The organism is Mesorhizobium sp. B2-3-11 (assembly GCF_006442215.1).
GTDB lineage: Bacteria > Pseudomonadota > Alphaproteobacteria > Rhizobiales > Rhizobiaceae > Mesorhizobium > Mesorhizobium salmacidum.
In genome coordinates, this window is sequence record NZ_VFVS01000020.1 from 98053 (window position 1) to 122928 (window position 24876).

At 61.1% G+C, this 24876-nt stretch carries 25 protein-coding genes and 1 pseudogene; 16 read left to right on the top strand and 10 right to left on the bottom strand.

Annotated features, from left to right (window positions below; all coding sequences use genetic code 11):
- Positions 1-45: 45 nt before the first annotated feature.
- The 7 genes from FJ960_RS24320 to FJ960_RS24350 form a co-directional block, all read right to left on the bottom strand.
- Positions 46-795 carry an SDR family oxidoreductase gene (locus tag FJ960_RS24320; RefSeq protein ID WP_140717312.1) on the bottom strand — a complete coding sequence of 250 codons (750 nt, stop codon included), beginning with the start codon at positions 793-795 and terminating at the stop codon, positions 46-48.
- Positions 796-805: 10 nt separating this feature from the next.
- Positions 806-1516, bottom strand: coding sequence for an SDR family oxidoreductase (locus FJ960_RS24325; protein ID WP_140717314.1), 711 nt, complete (start codon positions 1514-1516; stop codon positions 806-808).
- 281 nt (positions 1517-1797) lie between these two features.
- Positions 1798-2586, bottom strand: coding sequence for a FadR/GntR family transcriptional regulator (locus tag FJ960_RS24330; RefSeq protein WP_181174304.1), 789 nt, complete (start codon positions 2584-2586; stop codon positions 1798-1800).
- A 50-nt stretch (positions 2587-2636) separates the two neighbouring features.
- Positions 2637-2984, bottom strand: a complete 348-nt coding sequence (locus tag FJ960_RS24335) for a RidA family protein (RefSeq protein WP_140717318.1) — start codon at positions 2982-2984, stop codon at positions 2637-2639.
- A 14-nt stretch (positions 2985-2998) separates the two neighbouring features.
- A complete protein-coding gene (locus FJ960_RS24340) occupies positions 2999-3805 on the bottom strand; it encodes an SDR family oxidoreductase (RefSeq protein WP_140717320.1) in 807 nt (268 codons plus the stop codon).
- The gene (locus FJ960_RS24345; protein WP_140717322.1) at positions 3798-4610 is read right to left on the bottom strand and encodes a shikimate dehydrogenase; all 813 of its coding nucleotides are present in this window, start codon (positions 4608-4610) and stop codon (positions 3798-3800) included. Before FJ960_RS24345 ends, FJ960_RS24340 begins: the two co-directional genes overlap by 8 nt.
- 4 nt (positions 4611-4614) lie before the next feature.
- Entirely contained in the window at positions 4615-5505 is an 891-nt protein-coding gene (locus FJ960_RS24350; RefSeq protein ID WP_140717324.1) for a 2-hydroxy-3-oxopropionate reductase, read from the bottom strand.
- A 109-nt stretch (positions 5506-5614) separates the two neighbouring features.
- On the opposite strand from FJ960_RS24350, the gene FJ960_RS24355 reads away from it, so the two are divergent.
- Entirely contained in the window at positions 5615-6379 is a 765-nt protein-coding gene (locus FJ960_RS24355) for an aldolase/citrate lyase family protein (RefSeq protein WP_140717326.1), read from the top strand.
- Between the two features lie 8 nt (positions 6380-6387).
- Positions 6388-7605 (top strand): FAD-dependent oxidoreductase, encoded by a 1218-nt coding sequence (locus tag FJ960_RS24360; RefSeq protein ID WP_140717328.1) that lies wholly within the window; start codon positions 6388-6390, stop codon positions 7603-7605.
- 501 nt (positions 7606-8106) lie between these two features.
- Here the strand turns inward: FJ960_RS24360 and FJ960_RS24365 are convergent.
- Positions 8107-9141, bottom strand: coding sequence for a LacI family DNA-binding transcriptional regulator (locus tag FJ960_RS24365; protein WP_140717330.1), 1035 nt, complete (start codon positions 9139-9141; stop codon positions 8107-8109).
- Positions 9142-9327: 186 nt separating this feature from the next.
- On the opposite strand from FJ960_RS24365, the gene FJ960_RS24370 reads away from it, so the two are divergent.
- The 12 genes and pseudogenes from FJ960_RS24370 (at position 9328) to FJ960_RS24425 (ending at position 21637) form a co-directional block, all read left to right on the top strand.
- Complete coding sequence (locus tag FJ960_RS24370) at positions 9328-10374, top strand: sterol desaturase family protein (RefSeq protein ID WP_140717332.1); 1047 nt, start codon at positions 9328-9330, stop codon at positions 10372-10374.
- Positions 10375-10502: 128 nt separating this feature from the next.
- Entirely contained in the window at positions 10503-11435 is a 933-nt protein-coding gene (locus tag FJ960_RS24375; protein WP_140717381.1) for a sugar ABC transporter substrate-binding protein, read from the top strand.
- Between the two features lie 211 nt (positions 11436-11646).
- Entirely contained in the window at positions 11647-12591 is a 945-nt protein-coding gene (locus FJ960_RS24380) for an ABC transporter permease (protein ID WP_246672929.1), read from the top strand.
- Positions 12591-13610 carry an ABC transporter permease gene (locus tag FJ960_RS24385; RefSeq protein ID WP_140717383.1) on the top strand — a complete coding sequence of 340 codons (1020 nt, stop codon included), beginning with the start codon at positions 12591-12593 and terminating at the stop codon, positions 13608-13610. Before FJ960_RS24380 ends, FJ960_RS24385 begins: the two co-directional genes overlap by 1 nt.
- A 78-nt stretch (positions 13611-13688) precedes the next feature.
- Positions 13689-14534: an ATP-binding cassette domain-containing protein gene (locus tag FJ960_RS24390; protein WP_140504538.1), complete on the top strand. Its 846-nt coding sequence runs from the start codon at positions 13689-13691 to the stop codon at positions 14532-14534.
- Between the two features lie 62 nt (positions 14535-14596).
- On the top strand, positions 14597-15601 hold the full coding sequence (locus FJ960_RS24395) for a Gfo/Idh/MocA family oxidoreductase (protein WP_140717336.1): 1005 nt from the start codon (positions 14597-14599) through the stop codon (positions 15599-15601).
- On the top strand, positions 15598-16557 hold the full coding sequence (locus FJ960_RS24400; RefSeq protein WP_140717338.1) for a sugar phosphate isomerase/epimerase: 960 nt from the start codon (positions 15598-15600) through the stop codon (positions 16555-16557). The genes FJ960_RS24395 and FJ960_RS24400 overlap by 4 nt, the downstream gene beginning before the upstream one ends.
- An 11-nt stretch (positions 16558-16568) precedes the next feature.
- Entirely contained in the window at positions 16569-16877 is a 309-nt protein-coding gene (locus FJ960_RS24405; protein ID WP_140504532.1) for a MocE family 2Fe-2S type ferredoxin, read from the top strand.
- A gap of 3 nt (positions 16878-16880) precedes the next feature.
- A complete protein-coding gene (locus tag FJ960_RS24410; protein ID WP_140717340.1) occupies positions 16881-17663 on the top strand; it encodes a TIM barrel protein in 783 nt (260 codons plus the stop codon).
- A gap of 98 nt (positions 17664-17761) precedes the next feature.
- Positions 17762-18514 (top strand): 3-methyl-2-oxobutanoate hydroxymethyltransferase, encoded by a 753-nt coding sequence (locus FJ960_RS24415; protein WP_246672927.1) that lies wholly within the window; start codon positions 17762-17764, stop codon positions 18512-18514.
- Between the two features lie 1095 nt (positions 18515-19609).
- The gene (locus FJ960_RS24420) at positions 19610-19831 is read left to right on the top strand and encodes a DUF680 domain-containing protein (protein ID WP_140717344.1); all 222 of its coding nucleotides are present in this window, start codon (positions 19610-19612) and stop codon (positions 19829-19831) included.
- A gap of 262 nt (positions 19832-20093) precedes the next feature.
- Positions 20094-21637, top strand: a pseudogene (locus FJ960_RS24425) (mechanosensitive ion channel family protein).
- Between the two features lie 106 nt (positions 21638-21743).
- Here FJ960_RS24425 and FJ960_RS30205 read toward each other — a convergent pair.
- Complete coding sequence (locus FJ960_RS30205) at positions 21744-21872, bottom strand: hypothetical protein (RefSeq protein ID WP_281406153.1); 129 nt, start codon at positions 21870-21872, stop codon at positions 21744-21746.
- Between the two features lie 17 nt (positions 21873-21889).
- Positions 21890-22672: an ATP-binding protein gene (locus FJ960_RS24430; protein WP_140717385.1), complete on the bottom strand. Its 783-nt coding sequence runs from the start codon at positions 22670-22672 to the stop codon at positions 21890-21892.
- 494 nt (positions 22673-23166) lie between these two features.
- Between FJ960_RS24430 and FJ960_RS24435 the strand changes: the two genes are divergently transcribed.
- Complete coding sequence (locus FJ960_RS24435) at positions 23167-23928, top strand: alpha/beta hydrolase (RefSeq protein WP_140717387.1); 762 nt, start codon at positions 23167-23169, stop codon at positions 23926-23928.
- A 73-nt stretch (positions 23929-24001) separates the two neighbouring features.
- Positions 24002-24760, top strand: coding sequence for an SDR family oxidoreductase (locus FJ960_RS24440; protein ID WP_140510867.1), 759 nt, complete (start codon positions 24002-24004; stop codon positions 24758-24760).
- Positions 24761-24876: the final 116 nt, after the last annotated feature.

Genomic DNA, 24876 nt, shown 5'->3' on the forward strand with positions numbered 1-24876 from the left:
ATGCACTGTCGTATTCCGGTCGCCGCCGGCTGCGTTAAGGTGCTTCTAAGCGTAGATATAACCACCTGATACAATTACGTTTTCGCCGGTCATGTAGGTGTTCTTGGGCCCACCTGTCATCAGCACCCACTCGGCAATCTCGGTCGGTTCGGCGCCGCGGCCGAGCGGGCTCGCCTTGGCCAGTTCCTCCAGGAAGCCGAGCGCTTTTGCCTTCTCGGTGGCCATGCCGGCCGGCGCAACGGAATTGACCAGGATGCCGTCCTTGGCCACGTGGTGGGCGAACGAACGGGTGAGGCTGACCACGGCCGCCTTCGTCGCCGCATAGTGTGCGTTCTGCGGATGCGCCTTGAACGCGTCGACCGACGTCAGGTTGACGATGCGACCGCGCACATGGGCTTTCGGCTCCTGCGACTGCATGTGGCGAACGGCGGCCACCATCATGTGGTAGGTGCCCTTGATGTTGATGCCGTTGGAGGCATCCCAGTCGGCGTCGGAGATCTCGAGGAGCGGGCGGCGCGGATAGATCGCGGCGCAATTGATCACCGTGTCGACGCGGCCGAGCTTCGAGACGATGGCATCGAAGGCCGTATGGCACTGCGGGCCGACCTGGATGTCGCATGCCGCTGCTGCGGTCGGCAGGCCCTTGGCCTTCGCCGGTCCAAGCGCGGCTTCGGCTGCCTGCTGATTGATGTCGATGATGCCGATCTTCGCGGCGCCGGCGTCAACGCCCATCTCGGCCAAGAGGGCGCCGAGGCCGGCGCCACCACCCACGATGAGAACGGAAAGGTCTTTCATCCTGTTTTTCCTACTTGGTGCCGCTTGGCGAGGTTGGCCAGGTCGGCATGATGTCGAAACGCGTAACGTCGGCCCATGCAGGGAGTGCGAGCACCGCGACGACCATCCTGGCCACGTCATCTGGTTGCACCACTTTCGCGGCGTACATGGCCGCGCGCGCCTCGGCGCCGAGTATGTCCCTGTAGAGCTGCGTCTCGACACGGCCGGCGACGATCTCGGTGACGCGGATCCCGGACGGGGAGAGGTCGGCGCGCAGTGCCGCTGCGAAGCCGGAGATCGCCGCCTTGGTGGCTGAATAGACGGCAATGTTGGAGAATGGCGCATGGCCCGCGACGGAGCCGGTAAACAGTATGTGGCCCGACTGGCGCTCGCGCATCTTCGGCACGATGAGGCGGGTGAGCAGGATCGTGGCGCTGAGGTTCACCTCCAGCGTGGTGTCGATGTCGGCGATGGCCATGTCGGCGAAATTGCCGAGTGGCGGCATCATGCCGGCATTGTTGATCAGCACGTCGATGGTGAGATCGGCCAGCACCGATTCCAGCGCTTCGCGGTCAGTGATGTCGACGGCAATCGGCACGATGCCGGACCGCTCGGCCTGCAGTTCCTTGAGCGAAGCTTTGCTGCGTCCAACCGCATAGACCTCGTAGCCGGCATCGCTGAGCGCGATCGCCATTGCGCGCCCTATGCCGCTCGTCGCACCTGTGATGAAGGCTGTCGTCACGTGGGCTTTCCCGTTTGCCTGACTTTCAGTGTGCGGCGCGGGCCGGCGCCGCGAAACCAAGAAAACCAGCAAAAAGGAAAGATAAACTTTCGAAAGCGCCTTTCACGTTCGAAACATTCCACGCCTTCCACCCGACGGCGAAAGCCGTAAACCAAAGGAAAGCGACCTCTTCAGCGCGCAGGAGGTTCCTTCAGCCGACCGATTTGGCAAAAACACGGCTTTCGCAATGCAGGGCTAATCTGACTCCGTGCGATTGCCTTTGCGATCGAACCCGCCGGGTTCTATCCGCCGGTCGCGGCAGGCCTTGTCATGTCGGTGAACAGCGAGGCCGCGGCTGCTTTCTGTTCAGCCTCGGTTGCCTCGACGCCCGAGGCTTTCGCCAGGGCGCGCACGCGTCCAAGACTGTTGTGCAGGTGCTTGCGCATGGCCTGGCGGGCTGCGCGGCCGTCCTGCTTTTCGATGGCATCGACGATTGCCCTGTGCTCGCTGTGGATGCGCGCGTAGTAGGCGTCCTTGCGGTCGGGCGCGACGACGTAACCGAGCTGAAAACGCGGGACGATCATAGGCCTGAGATAGCTCAGGAAGCCGTGGATGAATTCATTGCGCGCCGCCTTGGCGATCGCCAGATGGAAATCATAATCGTAGTGGATCTGGACGATGGCCGGATCCGCCTGCTGGGCGTCGACCTGTTCCATCAGGGCGCGGATTTCGCTCGCCTCCGCATCGGTGCGCCGCTCCGCGCAAAGTCCGGCCGACTCCACCTCGACACTCAGTCTGAGTTCCAGCAAGGCGATGGTTTCCGGCAAGGTTCTCAAAGCCTCATCCGGTATCGAAAAATTGCGCGGCGCCGGTGTTTCGCTGACGAACATGCCGCGCCCCTGCTGCGGCACCACCATGCCGTCAGAGCGCAGACGCGCCACCGCTTCGCGCACGACAGTTCGGCTGACGTCGTATTCGGCGCAAAGCTCCGCCTCGGTCGGCAGTTGCGCGCCTGGCAACAGCCGTCCGGACCGGATCTTTTCGGACAGGCTCTCCGCCACCACGGTGGAAAGCGGCTTGCGCTTGGTCATCAATCTCCCCTTAGCCAGATTCGGGATGATGCCCGAACCAGCAGGACCATTCAAACCGCCGCGGTGACGATCAGTTCGACCAGCATTCCGGGCTTGGCCATCCGTCCTTCGCCGGACGAACGCGCCGGCGCATGCTCTTTCGGCACCCAGGCATCCCACACCGTGTTGACCTCGTCGAAGTCCCTGACGTCGTCCAGCCACATCTGCACGTGCAGGATGCGGGTCTTATCTGTGCCTGCCTTGGCCAGCAATACGTCGATCTTGCCGAGCACCTCGTGCATCTGGTCGGCGGCGGATTGGCCTGGTCTTGCGACCTGACCGGTCAGATAGAGCGTGCCATTGTGGATGACGCCGTGGTGAATGCGGGTGTCGAAGTCGAAACGCTTGATGTCGCTCACGAAATTTGTCCTCATCAGATAGCCGGCGTCTGCCGGATGGGATTGCCCTGCAAATACTGCGCGTAGGGCGCCTGCACGAGCCAACCGGCATCGACGGGCAGAGTGACACCGGTGATCGACGCGGCACGATCCGAGCAGAGAAACAAAGCCGCCTCGGCAACGTCGCGCGGCTCGACGAAGCGGCGCAGCGCCGTTGTGGCCTGGATCGCCTCGGGATTGCGCTCGCCCCTGGCTATCTTGGTCTTCAGCCCATCGGAAAGCGTGTAGCCGGGCGCCACCGCATTGACGCGGACACCGTGCGGGCCGAGTTCGGCCGCCAGGATCTGGGTTAGCGCCAGGACCGCATGTTTGCCCGGTGTGTAAGCGGGGAGGGAGAGTGGCGCGAAAGAGGCGAGCGAACCGACGTTGAGGATCGCTCCACGCCCGGCGGCCGACATGAGCCGACCGAACACCTGGCAACCCAAAAGCGTGCCGCGATAGTTGATGCGCCACATCTTCTCGTCTTCGTCGAGATCCTGGTCGAGGACGTGCTTGCCGCTCTGCAGGATGCCGGCACAATTGACCACGACATGAGGCGTGCCGAAGGCCTGGCTGACAGTCTTGGCCAGCGCTTCGACCGAGCCGGCATCGGCGACGTCGGTCTGGACAAACACAGCGCGTGGCGCGCCCGCCGTCTCGCATGCACCTGCCGCCCCCTTGCCGCGTGGTGCGTCCCGGCCCGCGACGACCACCCTGTAGCCGTCCTCAGCGAAGCGCACTGCAATGGCGCGGCCGATGCCGGAAGTGCCGCCGACAACGACTGCGGTTGGCGCATCAGCCATGGCTGCGATCCTTCCGATCGATGTCGAAGAAGGCGGACATGGCTTCGACCTGGAAATCCATCATCGGGCGCCCCGGCTGGATGCGGCAGCCGATCGCTTTCGCCGTCTTGAGCAGCGCCGTCTCGGCCGGCTCCATGATGATGTCGACCACCGTCATGTCCGGCGTCAGCTTGCTCACATCCATGGGCAGCGGATCGGTACCTTTCAGGCCCGAAGGCGTCGCGTTGATCGCCATGTGCATACCGGTGGGATCGGGCTCTCCGACCTCAATGCGACAGTTTGGAAAGGCCTTGTGGACCAGCACAGCCAGCTTCTCAGCGCGATCCCTGTCGATATCGTTCAGGCGGATCTCCGCCGCGCCTTCCTCGGCCAAACAATAGGTCAGCGATGCACCGGCGCCGCCAGCGCCGACCTGAAGGATTCTTCGTCCGGCAATTTGATGCGCGCCCGCCTTCAATCCGTCGATGAAGCCGACGCCATCGAAATTGTCGGCATACCAGCTGCCGTCCGCTTGCCGGCGCACCGAGTTGGCGCTTTGCACGCGCGCGGCGCGGTCGTGCGCGGCGGCGCATTTGTGATAGACCGGGACCTTGTAGGGCACAGAGATGATCACGCCGCGGATGTTTTCCGCCGCCGTGATGCCGGCCCAGAAAGTATCGAAATCCTCCGGACGGCAGCTCAGCGGCACCATCAGGCTGTCCAGCCCTTTCTGCTCGAATATCTCGTTGAACATGCCGGGGCTCTTCGCATGCCCTACAGGATGGGCAAGCATAACGAAGATTTCCGCCTTTCCGGTTCCGCGCATCGGTTCATTCCTTTCCGTTTGACAGTTCATGATTACTCAGGATCTCGAGCGCCTGGACAAGAGACGAGTGGTCAGCCTCGGCCCCTCCCGGTCGCGCTGAACAGGCATTCATCAATTGCTGCGCCAGCGCCGTGCTCGGCAGGGAAACGCCAAGCGAACGCGCGCTCTCCAGGGCCAGATTGAGGTCCTTCTGGTGGAGCTTGATGCGAAAACCCGGCGCGAAGGTCCGGGCGATCATGCGCTCGCCATGCACTTCAAGCACGCGCGAGGAGGCGAAGCCGCCCATCAGCGCCGTTCGCACTTTCGCCGGGTCGCAGCCGGCCTTGCTGGCGAAGACCAGCGCTTCGGCCACCGCCTCGATGTTGAGCGCGACGATGATCTGATTGGCGATCTTGCAGGTCTGCCCGGCGCCATTGTGCTCGCCGATGAGGGTGATGTTCTTGCCAAGCTTCTGGAAGATCGGCAGCGCCCGCTCGAACTCGGCGGCCGGACCGCCGATCATGATGGTGAGGCTCGCCGCCTTGGCGCCGACCTCGCCGCCCGATACCGGCGCATCGAGATAGCCCCCACCGGCTTCCCTGATTTTCGCCGCAAATTGGGCGGTGGCGATCGGGCTGATCGAACTCATGTCGATCACCAGCTTGCCGGCGGATATCCCTTCAAGCACGCCGTTCTGGCCAAACAGGACGCGCTCCACGTCAGTCGTGTCGGGCAGCATCGTGATGACGATCTCCGCAGTCCGCGCCACCTCGGCGGCGGAGGCGACGACCGATGCTTGCAGATCCGCAGGCAGAGGCGAGCGGTTGAGCACGGTGACGACCTCATGCCCCGCATCGGCGAGATGCCTTGCCATCGGCGCCCCCATCACTCCCAGTCCGATAAAGCCAATCTTCATCTACAAACTCCGTTGCGGCCAGAGCCATCTTGCAGGTCAAGCGGGCCATATGATATAGGACATCATACAAATTTAAGCGCGCCGTTGTCCATGGGAGATTGATCGCAAAATGCAGGAGCGCCTCAATACGTTGAAGGCCGCCGTGACGGCCGGCCGTGCGCATATCGGCATCTGGTGCTCGCTGGCCTCCGCCCTCACCACGGAGATCGTGGCGGGCTCCGGCGCCGGTTGGCTGCTGATCGATGGCGAGCACAGCCCCAATCATCTGCGCAGCATCATGGCGCAGTTGCAGGTCGTGGCTGCCTTCGACAGCGAGGCGGTAGTCAGGCTTCCTTCGGACGATCCCAATCTGATCAAGCAGGCGATGGATATCGGCGCCCGCAGCCTGATGATCCCCAATGTGCGCACGGCCAATCAGGCGCGCACCATCGTTGCCGCGATGACTTACGCGCCGGGCGGTTTCCGCGGCTTTTCCGTCGGCCACCGCGCCAACGCCTTTGGTCGCATCGCCGGCTACCATGCCAACGCCCGTGCCCAGCAGCTTCTCGCCGTGCAGATCGAGGATGACTCCGGCGTCGCCAATGCCGCCGAGATCGCCGCCGTCGATGGCGTCGACGTGCTCTTCGTCGGCCCCGGCGATCTCTCCACCAATATGGACGCGATGGGCAATCCTGGTGCGGCGCATGTGCAGAAGGCGATCGCCTCCGTGCGCAAGGCGGCAGCGGCGGCAGGCAAGGCCAGCGGCATCCTGGCGCCGGCAAAGGCAGATGCGGACCGCTATCTCACCGACGGTTTCACCATGGTCGCGGTCGGCTCCGACCTCGGTTTGCTGGCAAGGGGCTCGGATGCCCTGATCGCTTCCTTCAATCGATAGGCAAAGTCATGGCAATTCCTCCCTACAAGGCGCCGCTGCGAAGCCGTTACGATATCGTCATCGTCGGCGGCGCGGTCGTCGGGTCGTCGACGGCCTACTGGCTGAGCCAAGCCTTGGGCGGCCGCGCCTCGATCCTCGTGGTCGAGCGCGACTCCAGCTATACGTTCTCGTCGACGGCGCTCTCCACCAGCGCCATCCGCCAGCAATATTCCAATCCGATCAATGTGAAGATCAGCCAGTTCGGCATCGAGACCATCCGCGGTTTCCAGGAGCGGATGGCGCCGTTCTACAAGGACGAGCCGGCCCCTGACCTCGGCTTCAAGGAACACGGATATCTCTATTGCTGCTCGCCCGACGGTGTCGAGGCGGCGCGCGAGCGCGTCGACCTGCAGCGCAGTCTCGGCGCCCACACGGTATTCCTCGATCCAGGCCCGCTGAAGGAGCGTTTTCCCTGGCTCAATATCGAGGATCTCGGCGGCGGTTCCTGGGGTTCTCGTGAAGAGGGCTGGTTCGATTCCATGGGCCTATTGAACGGCTTCCGCCGCGCCGCGCGCGCCAGCGGGGTCGAATATATCGACAATGCCGTGACTGGACTGGATGTCGCCGAGGGCCAAGTCGTCTCGGTGCGGCTTGCGACAGGCCAGACGATAGCCTGCGGAACGCTGGTCAACGCCGCCGGCCCGCGTGCGCAACAGGTCGCGGCCATGGCCGGGCTGTCGATCCCGGTGGCGCCCTACAAGCGCTACAGCTTCGTTTTCGCCAGCGCCACTCCGATCCCTGGCCGGATGCCCAATGTCATTGACCTCTCCGGAACATTCGTGCGCCCGGAAGGCGAACTTTTTCTCACCGGCAACACGCCGCAAGGCGACGGACCGGCCGACTACGACGACTTCGAGATGCACTTCGAAGAGTTCGACGACTACATCTGGCCGTCGCTCTGGCACCGCATTCCGGCCTTCGATGCACTAAAGGTGCAGACCAGCTGGACCGGCCACTACGAGTACAACATGCTCGATCACAACGGCATTGTCGGCTTTCACCCGCAGGTGAAAAACTTCATGTTTGCCAACGGGTTTTCAGGGCACGGTCTGCAGCAGTCGCCTGCCGTGGGGCGGGGCGTGTCGGAGCTGATCGTTCACGGCGCTTTCCAGACGCTCGACCTGTCGCCATTCTGCTATGAGCGCATTCCGCGCAACGAACCGTTCATGGAGGAGGCGGTGATCTAGCGGGCGTTTTCGGCAACTTAATAAATGATGCCGATAGTTGGAATCCGCCTGAGAGAAATGTGTCATGAAAATTGCTCACCAAGTCCAGCAGATGAAGCATCGGATGATTGAGGCTGGCGCATTGGAAAAAGCAGTGTCGGTCAGCAAGACGGTAGCAAAAAGTCACCCAACCCGGTCACTCCGATCGCTGCTCGATGCAGTTTGGGTCAGGTTGTGGAGCCTTTTAAGGGCAAAGGATTAAACGCTCCAAGGGCTAAGCAAACGCCGTTGGGAAACCGCGACCCAGAGTGTCAGGCTCCTAGGCGTTCCCACGAATATCTGCCAGACTGGCGTTGGCGAAAGGTCGTCGGAGATCTGGTTGTGCACGCGCAAAGCCGAGGAACCATTGCCGGTCCCGTGCTACCCGGCAGCACTGCGCCTCATGTCCGCCCTTGCTGCCGCCCTTATTTGCCTGAAGGCAGACATTCGGATGTACAATGGGATCAGCATCTGCGATGCGCCTCAGATGTTCTCCGGCGTAACTATTTCGAATGGTATCGACCGCTGTAGAGTGGCCAGCTGTGCCTGTGGGTTGATAACGTCGATCATTGTCTGCACGAGAAGGGCCGACGTAGCTTCGAGAGGATGACAGAGAGCTGCGGTGATCAATCCTTCCGAAAGACCTCTGCGTGTCTCGGGTCCAATGTCGCGGCATACCACCTTGATAGCTGAGCGCCTTTCCGGTGTGACCTCTTTTAGCGCGCGAAGCACGCCTGTGATGCCGCCGCCGACGATCAGAATTCCCACAAGGTCTTCAGCCGTCTTCAGCAACTCGGCCACCATGCGGTAGGCCTCGCTTGGTTCCTCATGCGTGGGGCGGCTTTCCTCGACCGTCAGCCGAGGCGCGTGCTCGCGCAGATAGGAGCGGAAGCTGGCGTCCGAGACATCCTGGCATTGGTACCGGTGGTTGCCGATGAAAACCGCAATGCGGCCTGGGCCTTGGGTGGTTTGCGCCATTAGGAAGGCCGCAGTCCGCCCCAGCTTCCAATTGTCAGTACCCACATAAGCCGCCCTTTCCGGCGCGGACTGATCCGTGATGTATGAGACGACCGGCTTTCCCACCTCCTTCAGGGCGCGGATGGCCTGACCAACGATTGGGTGATCGGCTGCGACGACCGCGACAGCGTCGCATTCCTCGCCGAGCGCGATAAGACGGTTCGAAATGGTCTCCGGCGTCAAAATATCCACGAAGTCGACGGCGGGATCGATGACCTCATCCCGACGCTCGCGACAGGCGGCAACAATCTTCTTGCCGAACAACTGGTAGAGGTCACGAGTGGACTGCTGGAGCAGGAAACCCAGTCGATAATGCGGCGATATCTTACGGGCCCGATCGTCGATCGCCCCGATGCCGTAAAATCCGATTTCCTCGGCTGCGCTCTGCACGCGTTGGATCGTCTTCGGCCGCACCGAAACGGTGCCGCTCAAAATTCTGTTCACAGTCGCCACCGATACGCCTGCTGCAGTGGCGAGATCCTGGATCGTCGGCCGCTTCATGAACGTCCGCTCCTCGTCGTATCACCATGATTGAAACTAAATGATACAAATGCAACTTTAATCTTATTTGTGCCTTCTCCGAATATCAACCCTCCGATATGAATTGCGCCAAGTTAGGGCTCAGCCTCAGGGCAACGTCCGAACGTGCGAATGCCAGACCGATCCGGGCCAGGAGGCGCTGCCGCGATGGATGATCTCCAGTATGGAACACGCGACAAACGCGGCAACTGGGCGCCGCACCGCCGCGCGGAGCCGGCGCCGATCTGGCGCCGCCCCTTCAATGCAAAAAAAGTGATGGCCTGGATCCCGGAGTTCTTCTGGCCATGGAACACGTTCCATCTCGCCACCGCGCTCATTTGGGTAAATCTGCTAATCCCGAGCTGGCAGAGCCTCGCGAGCTTCTCGCTACTCAATTACCTTTGGCTGTACGGCCTCAACGCCGCGGGGATTTTTCTTTTCTACGGCTTCTTCGAGTTGCGTTACTACATCCAGCGCAAACAGCAGAACCGCTTCAAGTACAATCCGAAATTTCCGTCCGACGCTCCGTCTGACGTTTTCTGGTTCCAAAGCCAGAACATCGACAACTTCGCCCGCTCGTTTTTCGTCACGATACCGCTGTGGACGCTGGTTGAGATCGTGATGCTGTGGGTCTATGCGAACAGCTGGGCGGTCTGGCTGCCGTGGACGACGAATTGGCTTTACCTGTCGTTCCTGGTGCTTATCGCGCCTGCCGTGCATGAGGTATATTTCTTCTTCCTGCACCGGGCGATCCATTGGCCGCCGCTCTACAAATGGGTGCACTCGGTCCACCACAATTCGATCAATCCGAGCCCGTGGTCGTCGCTGTCGATGCATCCGGTCGAGGGCTTCCTCTATCATGTCGAAGCCTGGCTGCACCTGTTGATCCCGTCCAACCCGGTCTGCGCCTATTTCACGCTGCATGGAGCGGGTTTCGGCGCCGTCAACGGCCATCTCGGCTTCGAGACCTTCGAGATCACCGACAAGGTCAATCTCGATAGCCATTCCTACGTGCACTACCTGCACCACAAGTACTTCGAGGTGAATTACGGCGGCGACGGTCTGGTGCCGCTCGATAAGCTGTTCGGCACCTGGCACGACGGCAGCAAGGAAGCCGATGAGGTCATGAAGGCCCGCTTCCGCAAGAAAAAGGAAAAGGTGCGGAGCCGGCAGGAAAGCCGCGGCGATCCCGCATCCGGAATGCCTGCGGAATAACGAACCAAGCGCCGCTTCGGCTGGGTCCGTGAGGAGCGGGTCCGGAACAGGAAGACTTTTGTTGAAACCCTACGGGGTAATCTGGGAGGAATACCATGAAGCTTTTCAAGACACTCGTCTCGACGGCGATGCTGATCGGGTTCAGCACCGGCGCGACGCTCGCCGCCAACATCTTCGTCGTCGGCGGCAAGCCGGACGATCCGTTCTGGTCGATCGTCAAGCGCGGTGCCGAAGACGCCGGCAAGGTGGTCGAGGCTCAGGGCGGCAAGGTCACCTGGCTCGGGCCGCAGAACTACGACAATCTGGGCGTCGATGCCGCCGAATTGATCCGTCAGGCCATCGACCAGAAGGCCGATGCCATTGTCGGCCCGGACTGGGTGCCGGAAGCTATGGATCCTGCGTTCAAGGCGGTAAGGGACGCTGGCATTCCGCTGCTTATCTATAATGCCGGCGGGTTGAAGGCAGCCGATCGTCTCGGCGCAATGAACTATGTCGGCTCGGACGATTATAAGGGCGGTGTCGCGGCTGGCGAGTACCTCACCAAGGCCGGGAACAAGAAGGGCGTCTGCATCAACACGCTGCCGGGCGCTGCCAATATCGAGGCCTTCTGCGGCGGCTTCAAGGAGGGGATGAAGAACGGCGGTGGCGAAGCCGACGTCCTGCCATTGCCCGCTACATCCTTCGGCTCGGCGACGGCCGTCGCCCAGGCAGTGAAGGCCTATCTGCTGCAGCACCAGGACGTCAACGCCGTCTTTACCATTGGCAATGTCGACGCCAACTCGGCCATGAACGGCCTTACCCAGGCCGGCAAGGTCGGGAAAGTGCAACTCTGCGGCATGAACTTTGACGAAACCATCCTGAACAACATTAAGGATGGCAAGCAGGCCTGCGCGATCGACCAGCAAGGCTACCTGCAGGGATACCTGGCCGTCGCGATTCTGAATGGCCACGTCAATTATGGCTTGGCGGTGCCCACCCGCGAGATCCTTACGGGACCAGGCATCGTCGACAAGACAAACGTCGACGCCACCATCGCTGGCGTGAAAGCAGGGACGCGATAATCCTCCCGCCTGGGCCGCCCTCGCTTTACAGCGGGCGGCCCTTTTTCCCTCTCTGTGCGCGGCCGCCCCATCGCGGCCGGCCGTGTGATCGCGGATTACCCTAATGGCACATCCCGTGACATCCACTTCAACTCCGCTGGCGGATCGCACGCAGTCCGGATTGGCTTTCGGCAGGCTGGCGCGTCGACCGGAATCGGGCTCGTTCCTTGGCATGGTCGCAGTCCTGCTTTTCTTCGGTCTGTTCGGCGGCAGTGGCTTTATGTCGGCAGCGGGCACGGCCAGCTGGTTGAATATCGCGTCTGAGATCGGGATCATCGCGCTGCCGATAGGGTTGCTTATGATCGCCGGGGAACTGGACATCTCGGTCGGTGCGGTGATCCCCGCAGCGTCTCTCACCGCTGCTATCGTGTCAGGCCACTATGGGCTGCCCGACTGGCTTGGCATAACGGCCGCGCTTGGCCTCGGCCTCGCTGTCGGCTTGCTCAATGGTCTGCTCGTGACGAGAACGACCATCCCGTCGCTCATAATCACCATTGGCACCATGTTCCTCACGATGGGTCTGACCCTAGGTCTCACCGTCAAGATCGCCGGCAGCACCGGCGTCTCGCTTGTGCCGGAGCCGCTCACCAAGGCAATCTTCGGCGACTATCTCGGCGGCATGTTCCAGGTCACGATCCTGTGGTGGGTGGTGTTCGTGATTGGCCTGTTCTGGCTGTTGCACATCTCCCCGATGGGCAACTGGATCTATGCACTCGGCGGCGACAAGGAAAGCGCGCGCAACGTTGGCATCCCGACCAAACGGCTGACCATCGGTCTGTTCATGCTGTCTGGCTTCAGCGCTGCTTTCGTCGGGGTCAGCGAGGTGATGGTCTACCAGAGCGCGCAGGTTCTGGCGGGCCAGTCCTTCATCTTCAATTCCATCATGTGCGTGGTCATTGGCGGCGTCTTGCTCACAGGCGGCTTCGGCTCGATCGTCGGCATCGTGTTCGGCACGCTCACTTTCTCGATCGTGAACCAGGGCATCTATTTCACCAGCCTGGATCCCAATGTCGGGAGCATCATCATCGGCGCGCTTCTGCTGATTGCGGTGTTGACCAACGACACGTTCCGGCAATTGGCGCTCAGCTATTCATCGAAGAAGGGGGGACAGTCATGATGGACGCAATCAAGTCGTTGCTGCGCCGTCCCGAAGCCGGCTCGATCCTCAGCCTCGTCGGCGTGGTTCTGTTCTTCGTTCTGTTCGGCGGCGCCAATCTGAGCACGCTGGTTGGCGCGGCGAGCTGGGTCAATTTCGCGGCCAATCTCGGCATTGTCGCCATTCCCGTAGGGCTGCTGATGATCGCTGGCGAACTCGACATTTCCATCGGCGCTTTGATCCCGGCGGGTTCGATGACCACCGCCATCCTGTCCGGTTACTACGGACTGCCCATAACGGTAGGGATCGCCGGCGCGCTGGCGGTCGGCGTCGCGGTCGGCCTGGTCAACGGCCTGCTGACCATCCGCACCTCGGTGCCCTCGCTGATCATCACCCTGGCCACGCTCGTCGCCATGCAGGGCGTGGTGCTCAGTGCCTCGGTGCTCCTGACCGGCAATGCCAGCGTGGCGCTCACTGCGCCGGACTGGGCAAAATTCCTGTTCGGACAACTACTCGGTGGTAGCCACCAGGTCACCATCGTCTGGTGGATCGCGTTCGCCGCCATCATGGGTTTCGTCCTGCACAAGACGCGGTACGGCAATTGGCTCTTTGCCATGGGCGGCGACAAGGTCAGCGCCCGCAACGCCGGCATTCCGACGAACCGCATGACAATTGCACTGTTCGTGTTGTCAGCAGTTAGTGCCACATTCGTTGGAATCTGCCAGGCGATCCTGTTCAACTCCGCCCAGGTCTCCGGCGGCATGAACTTCATCTTCAACGCCATCGTGTCCGTCGTCGTGGGCGGCGTGCTGCTGACCGGCGGATTCGGCTCGGTCCTGGGCATCTTCGTCGGCACCATCACATTCGCGATTGTGAGCCAGGGCATCTACTTCACCCAGATCGACCGAAACTGGTCGAATCTGATCATCGGCGTGATGCTCCTGCTGGCCGTGTTGATGAACCAGTCATTCCGCGGCCTGGCACTGTACTTCAGACCGGGGCGCAAGCGAACCCTGCCACGGGAGCCGGCAAACCCTTGAGAGATGAATTCCTTGATAAGCCCCACTTCGGTGAACGCCACCTTCGCGCAGCCGAATTGCAGATGAAGAGATGACGCCATGAACGACAAACCTGCCATTCTCGAACTGAGGAACGTCAACAAGTCCTTCGGACCGATCGACGTCCTGCACGATATCTCGCTGAGGGTGCGCGCAGGCGAAGTGCTTTGCTTGCTCGGCGACAACGGAGCCGGCAAGTCGACCCTTATCAAAACCCTCGCCGGGGTCCACAAACCCAGCGGCGGCGAGATACTGATGGATGGTCAGCCTGTGACCTTCGTCGGTCCGAGTGACGCGCAGGGACGCGGAATCGCCACGGTGCACCAGTTCGGCGGCACGTTCCCGCTGATGAGCATCGGGCGGTCTTTTTTCGTCGGCGTAGAGCCGACCAAAGGGTGGGGACCGTTCAGGATCTACGACCGCAAGCGCGCCAACGACATCGCGGTGAAAGCGGTACGGGATTTCGGTATCACCCGTATTGATGACGGTGACCGCTTGGTTGGCGGCCTGTCGGGCGGCGAGCGCCAGTCGCTCGCCATTGCCCGCGCCGTGTATTTTGGAGCGCGCGTGCTGATCCTGGATGAGCCGACAGCGGCGCTCGGCGTCAAGCAGGCCTCGCATGTGCTGCGTATCGTCAATGAGGCCAAGAGGCGCGGCCTGGCGGTGGTCTTCATCACCCACCAGGTCATGCACGCCATGGCCGTCGGCGATCATTTCGCAGTGCTGATCCGTGGCGCCATCGCCGCCGATTTCCGCAAGGGCGAAAAGTCCCGCGAGGAGATCACGGATCTGATGGCTGGCGGCGAGACCATGGCTGACCTCGAAGCCCAGGTGGAGGGTTACATGGAGACCCATGAGGGGCATCCGCCGCCCCCGCAGGTGCTCGAGGTCCCAGCCGCTCACTAGACTTTCCTAGGGAGGCTATCACAGCGGCCCCGTAAACTCGAAAAGTAAAAAGCAGGACAGAAATGACAGTTCGCATTGCAGTGATCGGCGCCGGCTTGATGGGTGCGGATCATGCCAAGATAGTTGCCGAGGAACTGCCGGGCGCAACCCTTCAATTGGTTTGCGACATGGATGAGCAACGCGCTCGTCGCGTCGCCGATGCGTGCGGGGCCTTCGACATTGCCGTCGATCCCGAGGGCGCCATCGCGCGGCAAGACGTTGACGCCGTGATCATTGCGAGTCCCGATTTCACGCATGCGCCGCTCTCGATGGCCTGCATTGCCGCCGGCAAGCGGGTTCTGTGCGAAAAGCCGCTTTCACAAGCGTCGACCGACTGCATCGGGGTGATGGAAGCCGAACAGAAGGCGGGGGCGAAATTCATCCAGCTCGGATTCATGCGGCGCTACGATCGTTCCTACCAGGAGATGAAGCGGGCGCTTGATGATGGCCAACTCGGCCGGGCGCTGATGATGCACAATTTCCATCGCAACGTCGAAACGCCGGCGGCTGACTTCACCGGCGCGATGGCGATCACCAATTCAGCCCCACACGAATTCGATGTCGTGCGTTATGTGCTCGGGACGGAATATACCGCTATTTCCGCATTCCAGCCGAGCCGCTCGGATGCGCGTGTCGCGCCCGTCGTCATGGTGCTGGAAACAGTGGATGGCCAGCTCGTCAACATCGAGATCAACAACAACGCCGCCTACGGCTATGACGTCCGTGCCGAATTGATCGGTGAGAGGGGCAGCGTGGCGACCAACAATGTTGCCTATACCCGCACCGAGTCGGCGCTTACCCAAAGTACAGGTTACGACGCCGATTGGCGGACACGCTACTACGATGCCTACCGTCACCAGAACCGCGACTTCCTGCGCTTCGTCACGACCGGGGAGTTTCCGCTGACCGCCTCGGATTGCTGGGATGGATATTGCGCTGCCGTCGTTGCCGAGGCTGGCGTGAGGGCGTTGAAGGACGCCCGTCGAACGCCCATCCAGATGATTGCAAAGCCGGAGTTTTACGCGTGAAGCTGGGTTTCGTTTCAGACAGTCTCGGCGATTTGCCATTCGAGGCGGTGCTCGATCACGCCCAGCTCATGGGCGTATCCGGCATCGAGGTGAATACCTGTGGCTGGTCAACCGCTCCTCATTTCCGGCTTTCATCCATGCTCGGCAACAAGGAAGCCCAGAAGCGCTTCAAAGGTGCGTTCGAAGAACACGGGTTGGAGATCATCAGCCTGAACGCCAACGGCAATCCGTTGCATCCGACCGATCGCACCCAAGGCGAAGGGTTGAAAGATACGATCCGTGTCGCCGGCGAGATGGGCATTCGCACGGTCTGCACCATGAGCGGCCTGCCGGCCGGCAGTCCCAGCGATAGCATGCCGAACTGGGTTGTGTCCTCTTGGCCGCCGGAAACACAGACCATCCTCAAATATCAATGGGAAGAAAAGCTGATCCCCTTCTGGACCGAAATCGCTGCCCTGGCGAAGCAAAACGGCGTCGAGCGCATCGCGCTCGAGCTGCACGGTAATCAGTGTGTCTATAACGTGCCCTCGCTCCTGAAACTTCGAGCAGCGGTCGGACCTGTCATTGGCGCCAATCTGGACCCCTCGCATCTGTTCTGGATGGGCGCTGACCCCCTCGCTGCCGCCGAAGCGCTGGGCGCGGCCGTTTATCATGTTCATGCCAAGGACACGCTGCTCAACCGACCCGTTCAGGCAACGACTTCGTTGCTTGAGAATAGCAGCCTCATGGACATTCCAGCGCGGTCCTGGAGCTACATCACCCTTGGGTTCGGCCATGGCGAGGAGTGGTGGCGACAGTTCTGCTATCGGCTCAAGATGGCTGGCTATGACGGCTGGCTTTCCATCGAGCACGAAGACGTACTTCTCAATTCGCTGGAGGGGCTGGAGAAGTCGGTCGCGCTACTCCAGGGCGTGATGCCGTCGGCCCCCGCAGATTTCAAACCACAAGATATCTGAAGAGGTATTCAATGCCCTGGGTCGACGCTTGCGCCGCAGATGAAATCGAAGCCGAGGAAGCCAAACGCTTCGAGAACGGCGGCCGCACTTTCGCAATCTTCCGCAACGACGCGGACGAGTATTACTGCACGGACGGGCTTTGCACGCATGAGAAGATCCACCTTGCTGACGGTCTCGTCATGGGGAACACGGTGGAGTGCCCCAAGCACGCTTCTGTTTTCGACTTTACGACCGGGGAAGTAGAGACGCCACCGGCCTGCGAGAACATCAAGACCTACAAGACGAAGGTCGAGAATGGCCGCGTCATGGTCGAGGTTTAAGTCATGACAGGTCAACGCTTTCAGCTCGCTGCCTGCGCCGAGATGCTTTGGCGTGACAAGCCTATCGAATGGCGCGCCGCTCGCCTGCACGAGATGGGTTTCGGCGTCGGATTGTGGAATTGGCCGGACCATGACCTCGCGGCGCTCGAGAAGACCGGCGCGAGCTTCACGATCATGAACGGCTACCTCGAAGGACGGCTCGCCGACGACGAGGGGGCCGACATGCTCCTAAGATCGGCTCTCGAGACTGCGAAGGTCGGAAAACGCCTCGGCGTTGCCCGGTTGAACCTGCATGGCACCGGCCTGGGCGAGGGCGGCATTCCCATCATAAAGGCCGAGGTCGAGACCGGTCCGATGTGGCTGAAGGCGCGGGACACCTTGAACCGCATCTGCGACATGGCCGAGGCCGAAGGTGTCGTCTTCACGCTGGAAAACCTGAACCTGCTGGATCACCCCGGCTGCCCCTTTGGCTCGACGGCGGCCGTGCTGGCTCTGGTGTCGTCGATCGCCAGGCCGCAACTGCGGATCAACCTCGACCTCTATCACACGCAGATCGGCGAGGGTGACATCGTGCGCTGGTGCCAGAAGTGCCTGCCCTTCATCGGTGAGGTGCAGGTCGCCGACAATCCGGGTCGCTGCGAGCCAGGAACGGGCGAGATGAACTGGCCCTACATCGCGAGAACCCTGTTCGTCATGGGATATCGCGGGGCAGTGGGGCTGGAAGCCTTTGCGCAAAATGATCCGGAAGCGGCGCTGGACGCTTTTCGGCGAGCGTTCACGATCTGAGAAACGAGCTGCGGCGGAGGCTGACCATGGGCATGTATCACAACCGTCCTCATGTCGAGGACATCCGAAAGATGAAGCGGAATGGACAGAAGATATCCATGCTCTTCGTCAGCACGCCCGACGAAGCCGCCGCAGCGGCGGCGGCGGGCATTCACATGCTTTCAATCGAAGGTCGGTATTTCGACCAGGAAATGCGGGATGCGGCCGGCAATTGTTTCGTGCAGGTCGGTCTGCCCTATGGCGGCTGGGGCAGTTTTGCCGGCAGGCCTCTTGCCACGGCGGAAGATTATCTGCGGGCGGCATTCCATTTCGCCGGCATTGGCGGCGACGCCTTCTACTGCGCAGCCTCCTACGATATCCAGAAGGCGCTCTGCGACAATCACCTCCCTGTCGTCGGCCATATCGGCCTGATCCCTTCCTACATCACCTGGACGGGCTGGCGCGCGGTCGGCAAAACGGCGGACGAAGCGGTGCGCCTGTGGCGGCATACAAAGAAACTCGAGGAGATCGGCGTCTTCGGGGCGGAATTGGAAGTCGTGCCCGACCGGGTGGCGAAATTCCTGACCGAAAACTCATCGCTTGTCATGCTCGGCATGGGCGCCGGCAAACATGCCGATGCGCAATATCTCTTCACCGAAGACGTCTGCGGCTACGGCAAGAACCACAAGCCGCGGCACGGAAAGGTCTACCGCAACCTTGGCCCCGAGCTGCAGAAGATTCAGGACGAGCGCGTAGCGGCGTTCAGAGAATGCAGGGCCGATGTCGAATCTGGCCGATACCCAGGCTATGAGCACACCGTTCCGATCGGAGATGCCGAGTTCGACAGCTTCATGCAAGCGGCCAAACGGTGAACCGATGCCTCCGGAGCTACCCACGTCATCACCAGCAGGCGCCAAGCAGCCGGTATTGCGAAGCACCAAAGCGCCAACTCTCGCTGAGCTCAAAATACTTATTGCAAAGAAGGAAATGATACTTCCGGCGAAACTGGCGACAGCGGCTCGACTGATGTTCTCGAACCCGGACTACGTCGCCTTCGAGAATTCGGTCTCGATCGCACGCCGGTGCAACGTATCAACGACGACCTTATCTCGCCTCGCTCCGCGCCTCGGCTTCAGCTCCTTCAAAGAAATGCAGAACTGCTTTCGCAATGATATCCTTGATCGAAAGGGCAGCGGAAACCGAGCTAACAAAGCAACTGCATCGATCGCCAGACCCTGAACTGCGTTTTACTAGCCGGCGACCTCAGGTGGGCTTTCTAACATGGCTTCCTAGAAGCCGACGGTCCGCTTCCGACCTCATTGCGGCCATTCCAGAAATTGGGCGGGCTCATACGGAGGGATACGGGAAGCTTCGGAGTTTTGGCCCACAAAAAAACTTGGTAAAATCAACGATTTCAGTACGTCCTCCGGGCCCACCAAAGTTTCCACGTAACCCATTGACTTCGCTATATTTTTTGAGAGTTGCCCACAATATGGGCTCGAACCCCCTCGAGTTTGAAGAACCTCGAAGCGTTTTTTACGCATTTCAAGGACATCGAATCGAGCCAGTCATCGCGAGCGCTGAACTTGAGCGACGACCGTTGTTGCGTTTCGCCGAAATCGGCACTTTTGCATTCAGTCAAGATTAGTAGCCGCGGATGGCCGGCGTTCGTTCCAGAGTATCGGCTGTCTAATGATGTTGATCCTATAGCGCACAACCGTCGGGAGCCTCCCTCTTGCCCGCCGTACACGACTCAAAAAACGTGACCTACATTGATCTGCACGGTCGCGCTGCCAGGGTCTGCCAGTGGAACACGCAAGCGGTCAATCAACCGCGAGATCGTTCCCTGGTCTTCGGCCAGTGCTATCCAATGCTTCTGTATGTGTCCAACCATTCGGTCGTCTGATCGTCTGATTGTGGCCTGTTCCGTATCATTCTGGCGCAGTGTCCAACGTTGGAGAAGAAGAATGAAGCTCATCGCACTTGCTGCCGCCTCTCTTGTCGTTTCTGTCGGAACCGCTCTTGCCGGCAGCGACCACTACGGGTCAGAAAAGGCCACTCCTGCCGACAAGTTGCATACCTCCTCGATCGAGATGGTCGACGGACATGCCAAACATGACGCCGGTCAAACGGTAAGAAAGCCCGTCACGCCTAACGACAGATACGGACAGGGTATTTGGGGGCGCTAGCCCACAAATAACTATGGGCCGCTCGGTCATTCTCTAGATCGAGCGGCCTTCATGCCGATGCTAGGCTTGATCGAGGCGCAGCGGCGCTTGCCGCACTCGATAGCCGGGGGATCGTTGAGAAGAATGATGCGATCACCGATTCTGCTCGAGAAAGCTCGGATCGCACGGGGTCCTAGTACTGCACCTGTCATGTGATCGAGCACGCGGCCCCAAGGCGGCCTCGTTGCGTTCAGGATTGGAAGCATTGGTTGAGGCTTTGGTCATGAACTGGTGGATCGCTTCTCCTCTCTACATGGCTCTGGTGGGCGTCGCCGGAATTGTTGTCTGGTACGTCATTCCGCAGAGTCTCTCCAACACAAGGCTGATCGTTCAGATTGCGTTCTTCCTTACAATGTCGGTTCTCCTTCTGGACGGGGCCGTCGTCCCGTACGAGCTGACTCGGAGCGGTGAGACAACCGCCCGAGCGATACTCCTCGCGGTGGCGAAAGCGTTATGGTGGGTTCATCTCGCATGGGCGCTGATCGGTTTCGTCCGCATCTTTCTGGTCTTCGAGGGGAAGCCACGCGAGGCACGGCTCTTGCAGGATCTCGTCGTCGGCGTCGTCTATGCTGGAATGCTGCTGTCGGTCCTCGCTTTCGTCTTCGGCGTGCCGGTCGGAACCCTCATCGCCACCTCGGGTGTCTTTGCCATCATGTGGGACTGGCCCTGCAGAATACGCTAAGCGACGTGTTTTCAGGCGTCGCACTAAACCTCGGCCGCCCCTATGTGCTTGGGGACTGGATCGTCTTGAGTGACGGCACCGAAGGCCGCGTCGTGGAAACCAGCTGGAGATCGACCCAGGTGCTCACCTGGGCCCACAACGTCGTTGCGCCTCCGAACAGCTTTCTGGCCAAGCTTGGGTTGACCAATGTGAGCAAACCAGACGAGAGCCACGGAATCGCTTTCACCATAAGAATCGCGCCCACCAAAATGCCGGCCATCGTGGTGGACGTGATGCGTACAGCCTTGCTGAGCTGCAACTCCATTTTGAAGGAACCGGCGCCCTTGGTGGTTGTTCGGGATTTGAACACCGTGGCGATCGAGATCGATCTGCTTGTTCATGTCGAGAATGTAGGCCGACGAATAGCAGCGAGAAATGAAGTCTTCGATCTCGTCTACCGCCACGCCAAGTCCACCGGCCTGCTGCTTGCAGCACCTCCGTCGTCGATCGCCGTCAGCAAACTGGCGACTGAAGAGACGGCGAGGCCGCCGAGCGTCACCCCGATTGACCTTATAAGGGCCATACCGATTTTTTCGACGCTGACGGACGACGAGCAGGAGGCCCTTGCCGCGACGACCTCGGTTCGCACCTACCGAAAGGGCGACATCATTGCACGAGAGGGAGAGATGCTGCCGTCGCTCATGATCGTTCGAGCAGGCATCATCGCCCGGCAACTGGGCGACGACGATAACCGCATGCAGGATATCAGTCGTCTCGCGCCCGGCGACTTCTTCGGCGAGACAGGTCTGCTGGCCGGCATTGGCGAGACGTCGACATTGCGAGCGTTGACCCATGTCGTGGTGTACGAAATAGACCAGACAAGCTTCGCTCCTTTGCTGGTCGCCCGGCCCGAAATGGCCGAAGACCTCGCGGCGGTACTGGCGATCGGCATGTCAGCTTCAGGCGAAAGCGGCGCTCCGGAGCAGCAGCACGCGCGCTCGAGATCCGCGCTGATCAAGGCCATTCAACGGTCTTTCGCGACATTCCGCTCGGACGCCTTTTGGAACACCGGGACGCGGGCCTCGCAAGAAGGGAGGAGGCGATGACCATCCCACGGAGCAAAAACGCCTAGTTCAGGATAAGAAGAATTGCTTTCCACGGATGCGGCTACGGAACTTTATGTTTGGTGCGCGCGACTCGTCGAAGGTCAAATCATAGCGACATCGAGAGGATCTGCCTCATGGTGCCCTCGTGGCCGCCTGCCACCAGGCTGAGGACGGGCGGGGTCTTCTCATCCACATGCAGGATGCTGTTGCGTATTTCCGTGGCCTTCGCGTCCATTTGCAAGCGCTCAGCCTTCACAAGGCAGGTCGATCGGTTTGTCCGGCGTCGAGTTCCGACGATACTGCCGGCACTCGCAGGACCACGGTCGGGCCAGCCCTCAGGATGCTCTCGATCTCGACGCTTCCGCCGTGCTCCGCGGCGGAATGCTTCACCATCGGCAAGCCGACACCGCCCAGGCCCTTGCCCTTCGTGGTGAAAAATGGCTCGAAGGCGCGGGCAACGGTCTGCTGCGTCATTCCGATACCTCTATCGACGATACGAAGCTCGATAAGAGCGGCATGGCCTTGAACGGCGGCGGCGTCGATCGAGATCAAACCGCCGTCCGGCATTGCGTCACGCGCGTTGAATACGAGATTCAAGACCGCATTCTGCAGACCCAAGCGATCGCATTTCGCGCGAGGCAGGCCAGACCCGACACTGACATCAAGCTGGATGTGCGGCTCGCAAGCATGCCGGATGAGGGCCTCGACCTCGGTCAGGCAAGCGCTAACGTTGGTTTCCTCAATCTCGGGATGGCACTCTTGAGCCCTGCTTATCGTCTCCCGGATAAGCGCGCCGGCCCGCTGCAAGGCCGTCCTGGCACTGCCGATCACGGGCTCGAGCGCGGGAGCGACCGAGACGTTAGGGTCCCGTGCGATGCGGTTTAGTGCGGATAACGCGATCTGGATAAGATTGCCCAGATCGTGAACGGCGCCGGCTGTCGGCGGCTTCGTGTGCAAGTCGTACCGAGAGGCTTCGGCGGATGAGTCACGGGCATGCCCGCCCGCTGGGTCGGCTTTTGTCTCTGCGCTTACCATCTCAGCCTCGTCTGTTCGGCAACGGCCTCTGTCTCCAGGGACGCTATTTCGACGGGCCTTTGCCATCGATTGGATCGAGGAAGAGGGTCGACCATACTGCGGTATATGCCGTGCTGCAGATCTTGTTGGACTAAGTCGGTTCGATCGGTGTCCAGGACTTCACGAAGTCGGTCGTCTGCTTGTCCGACTCCCGGCCTACAACGCCCAGCAGTATTGGCCTATGCCTCTCATGTGGCGTTTCGCTCTTCAGCCGTCCCCTTCGGCCGCCGCCCACTTTACCCTGATCGTCTGACCGATCGATGCCTCGTGCTGCCCTTTGCCTTTCGTCGGCCAGGATTTCCAGTCTCCGAATGCATCCGCCCTAGACCTTCGCATCGGAAGACCGATCCCCCCGTAGAATAGTTCGGCACACAGGCTCGGAGCATTCTTCCCTGCAGCTGGTCACGTCCCGGTCGCAAAGGAGAAGGAAAGTGCAAAAGATTACGAGAATTCTGATGCTCGCCGCGGCGTTTGCCGCTTCGGGTGACGCCATGGGCCAACCCGCGGGCCGGCGGATCAAGCCGACAATCGTGCTTGTGCATGGCGCCTTCGCCGAGTCGTCGAGCTGGAACGCGGTGATCGCCGACCTCAACAAGGACGGCTACAAAGCCATCGCTGCGGCCAATCCCCTTCGCAGCGTCGCGGGCGATGCAGCGGCGGTTTCGGCCGTCATCCGCTCGATCTCGGGGCCGGTCGTGCTGGTCGGCCATTCCTATGGCGGGCCGGTCATCACCGAGGCAGCCAACGGAAAGAGCAATGTGAAGGCGCTGGTCTATGTGGCCGGGTTTGCGCCGGAGACCGGCGAGTCCAGCCTCACGCTTTCGGCAAGATTCCCCGGCAGCACGCTGGGCGACGCGCTTCTGCCAGTGGCGCAGCCTGACGGAGGCCAGGACCTCTATATTCAGTCGGAAAAGTTCCACGAGCAGTTCGCGGCCGACATACCGTCGGCCGAGGCCAGCCTGATGGCGGCGACCCAACGTCCCGTCGCCAAAGCCGCTCTGGCGGAGCCATCCGGCGCCGCTTCATGGAAGACTATCCCCTCGTACGCGATCTATGGCTCAGCCGATCGAAACATCCCGCCTGCGGTCATGAAGTTCATGGCTGAACGCGCGCATGCCGTGAAGACCGTGGTCGTTGGGGGTGCTTCCCACGCAGTGATGGTTTCGCATCCCGACGAGGTCGCTGCGCTCATCGAGGACGCCGCCTCAGCTCGGTGAAGAGCCGGCTGCCCGCAACGGCCGGCATTTCCGTTCCGCAACGCAATTCAGCACGCAAGACAGGAGATTGGATATGAAAATCGTCATCATAGGCGGCACAGGACTCATCGGTTCGAAGACCGTCGAGAGGCTGCGCAAGAAGGGTCATGAAGTGCTCGCTGCTTCACCGAACAGCGGCGTCAACACCGTCACGGGCGAGGGCCTGACGGTAGCTCTCGCCGGAGCGCAGGTCGTCATTGATCTCGCAAATTCGCCTTCGTTCGAGGACAGGGCCGTTCTGGAATTCTTCGAGACCTCCGGACGGAACCTCCTCGCGGCAGGCAAGACGGCCGGCGTCAAACACCACATCGCGCTCTCGATCGTGGGCGCCGAGCGCCTGCCCGATAGCGGCTACCTGCGCGCCAAGATGGCGCAGGAAAAGCTGATCCGGGAGTCTGGAATTCCCTACACCATCGTTCATTCGACGCAATTCTTCGAATTCCTGGGCGGCATCGCCCAGTCGGCAACGGTCGGCGATACCGTAACTCTTCCGTCCGCCTACTTTCAGCCGATCGCATCGGACGACGTGGCCGACGCCATGACGGAAGTCGCGCTCTCCGCCCCGATCAACGGCACCATCGAGATCGCGGGGCCTGAGCCTATCCGCATGAGCGATCTCGTCGCGCGGTTCCTGAGGGCGGCGAACGATCCGCGCAAGGTGATCGGGGATCCCCACGCGCGCTATTTCGGCACGGAACTGGACGACAACTCGCTGGTCCCCGGTGATCATCCACGCATCGGAGCGATCCGTTTCGAGGACTGGTTCGCCCACGCCCCGCTCACACGACCCTGATCCACCGCGGTCGCGCATCGCCCGATGACGCGCCGTCCAGCTTCAACGCGAAAAGAGTGAGCCGATGAAAGACGACTTTTCCTCCTCCGCCGGAGCATCGCGCCGCGACATCTTGT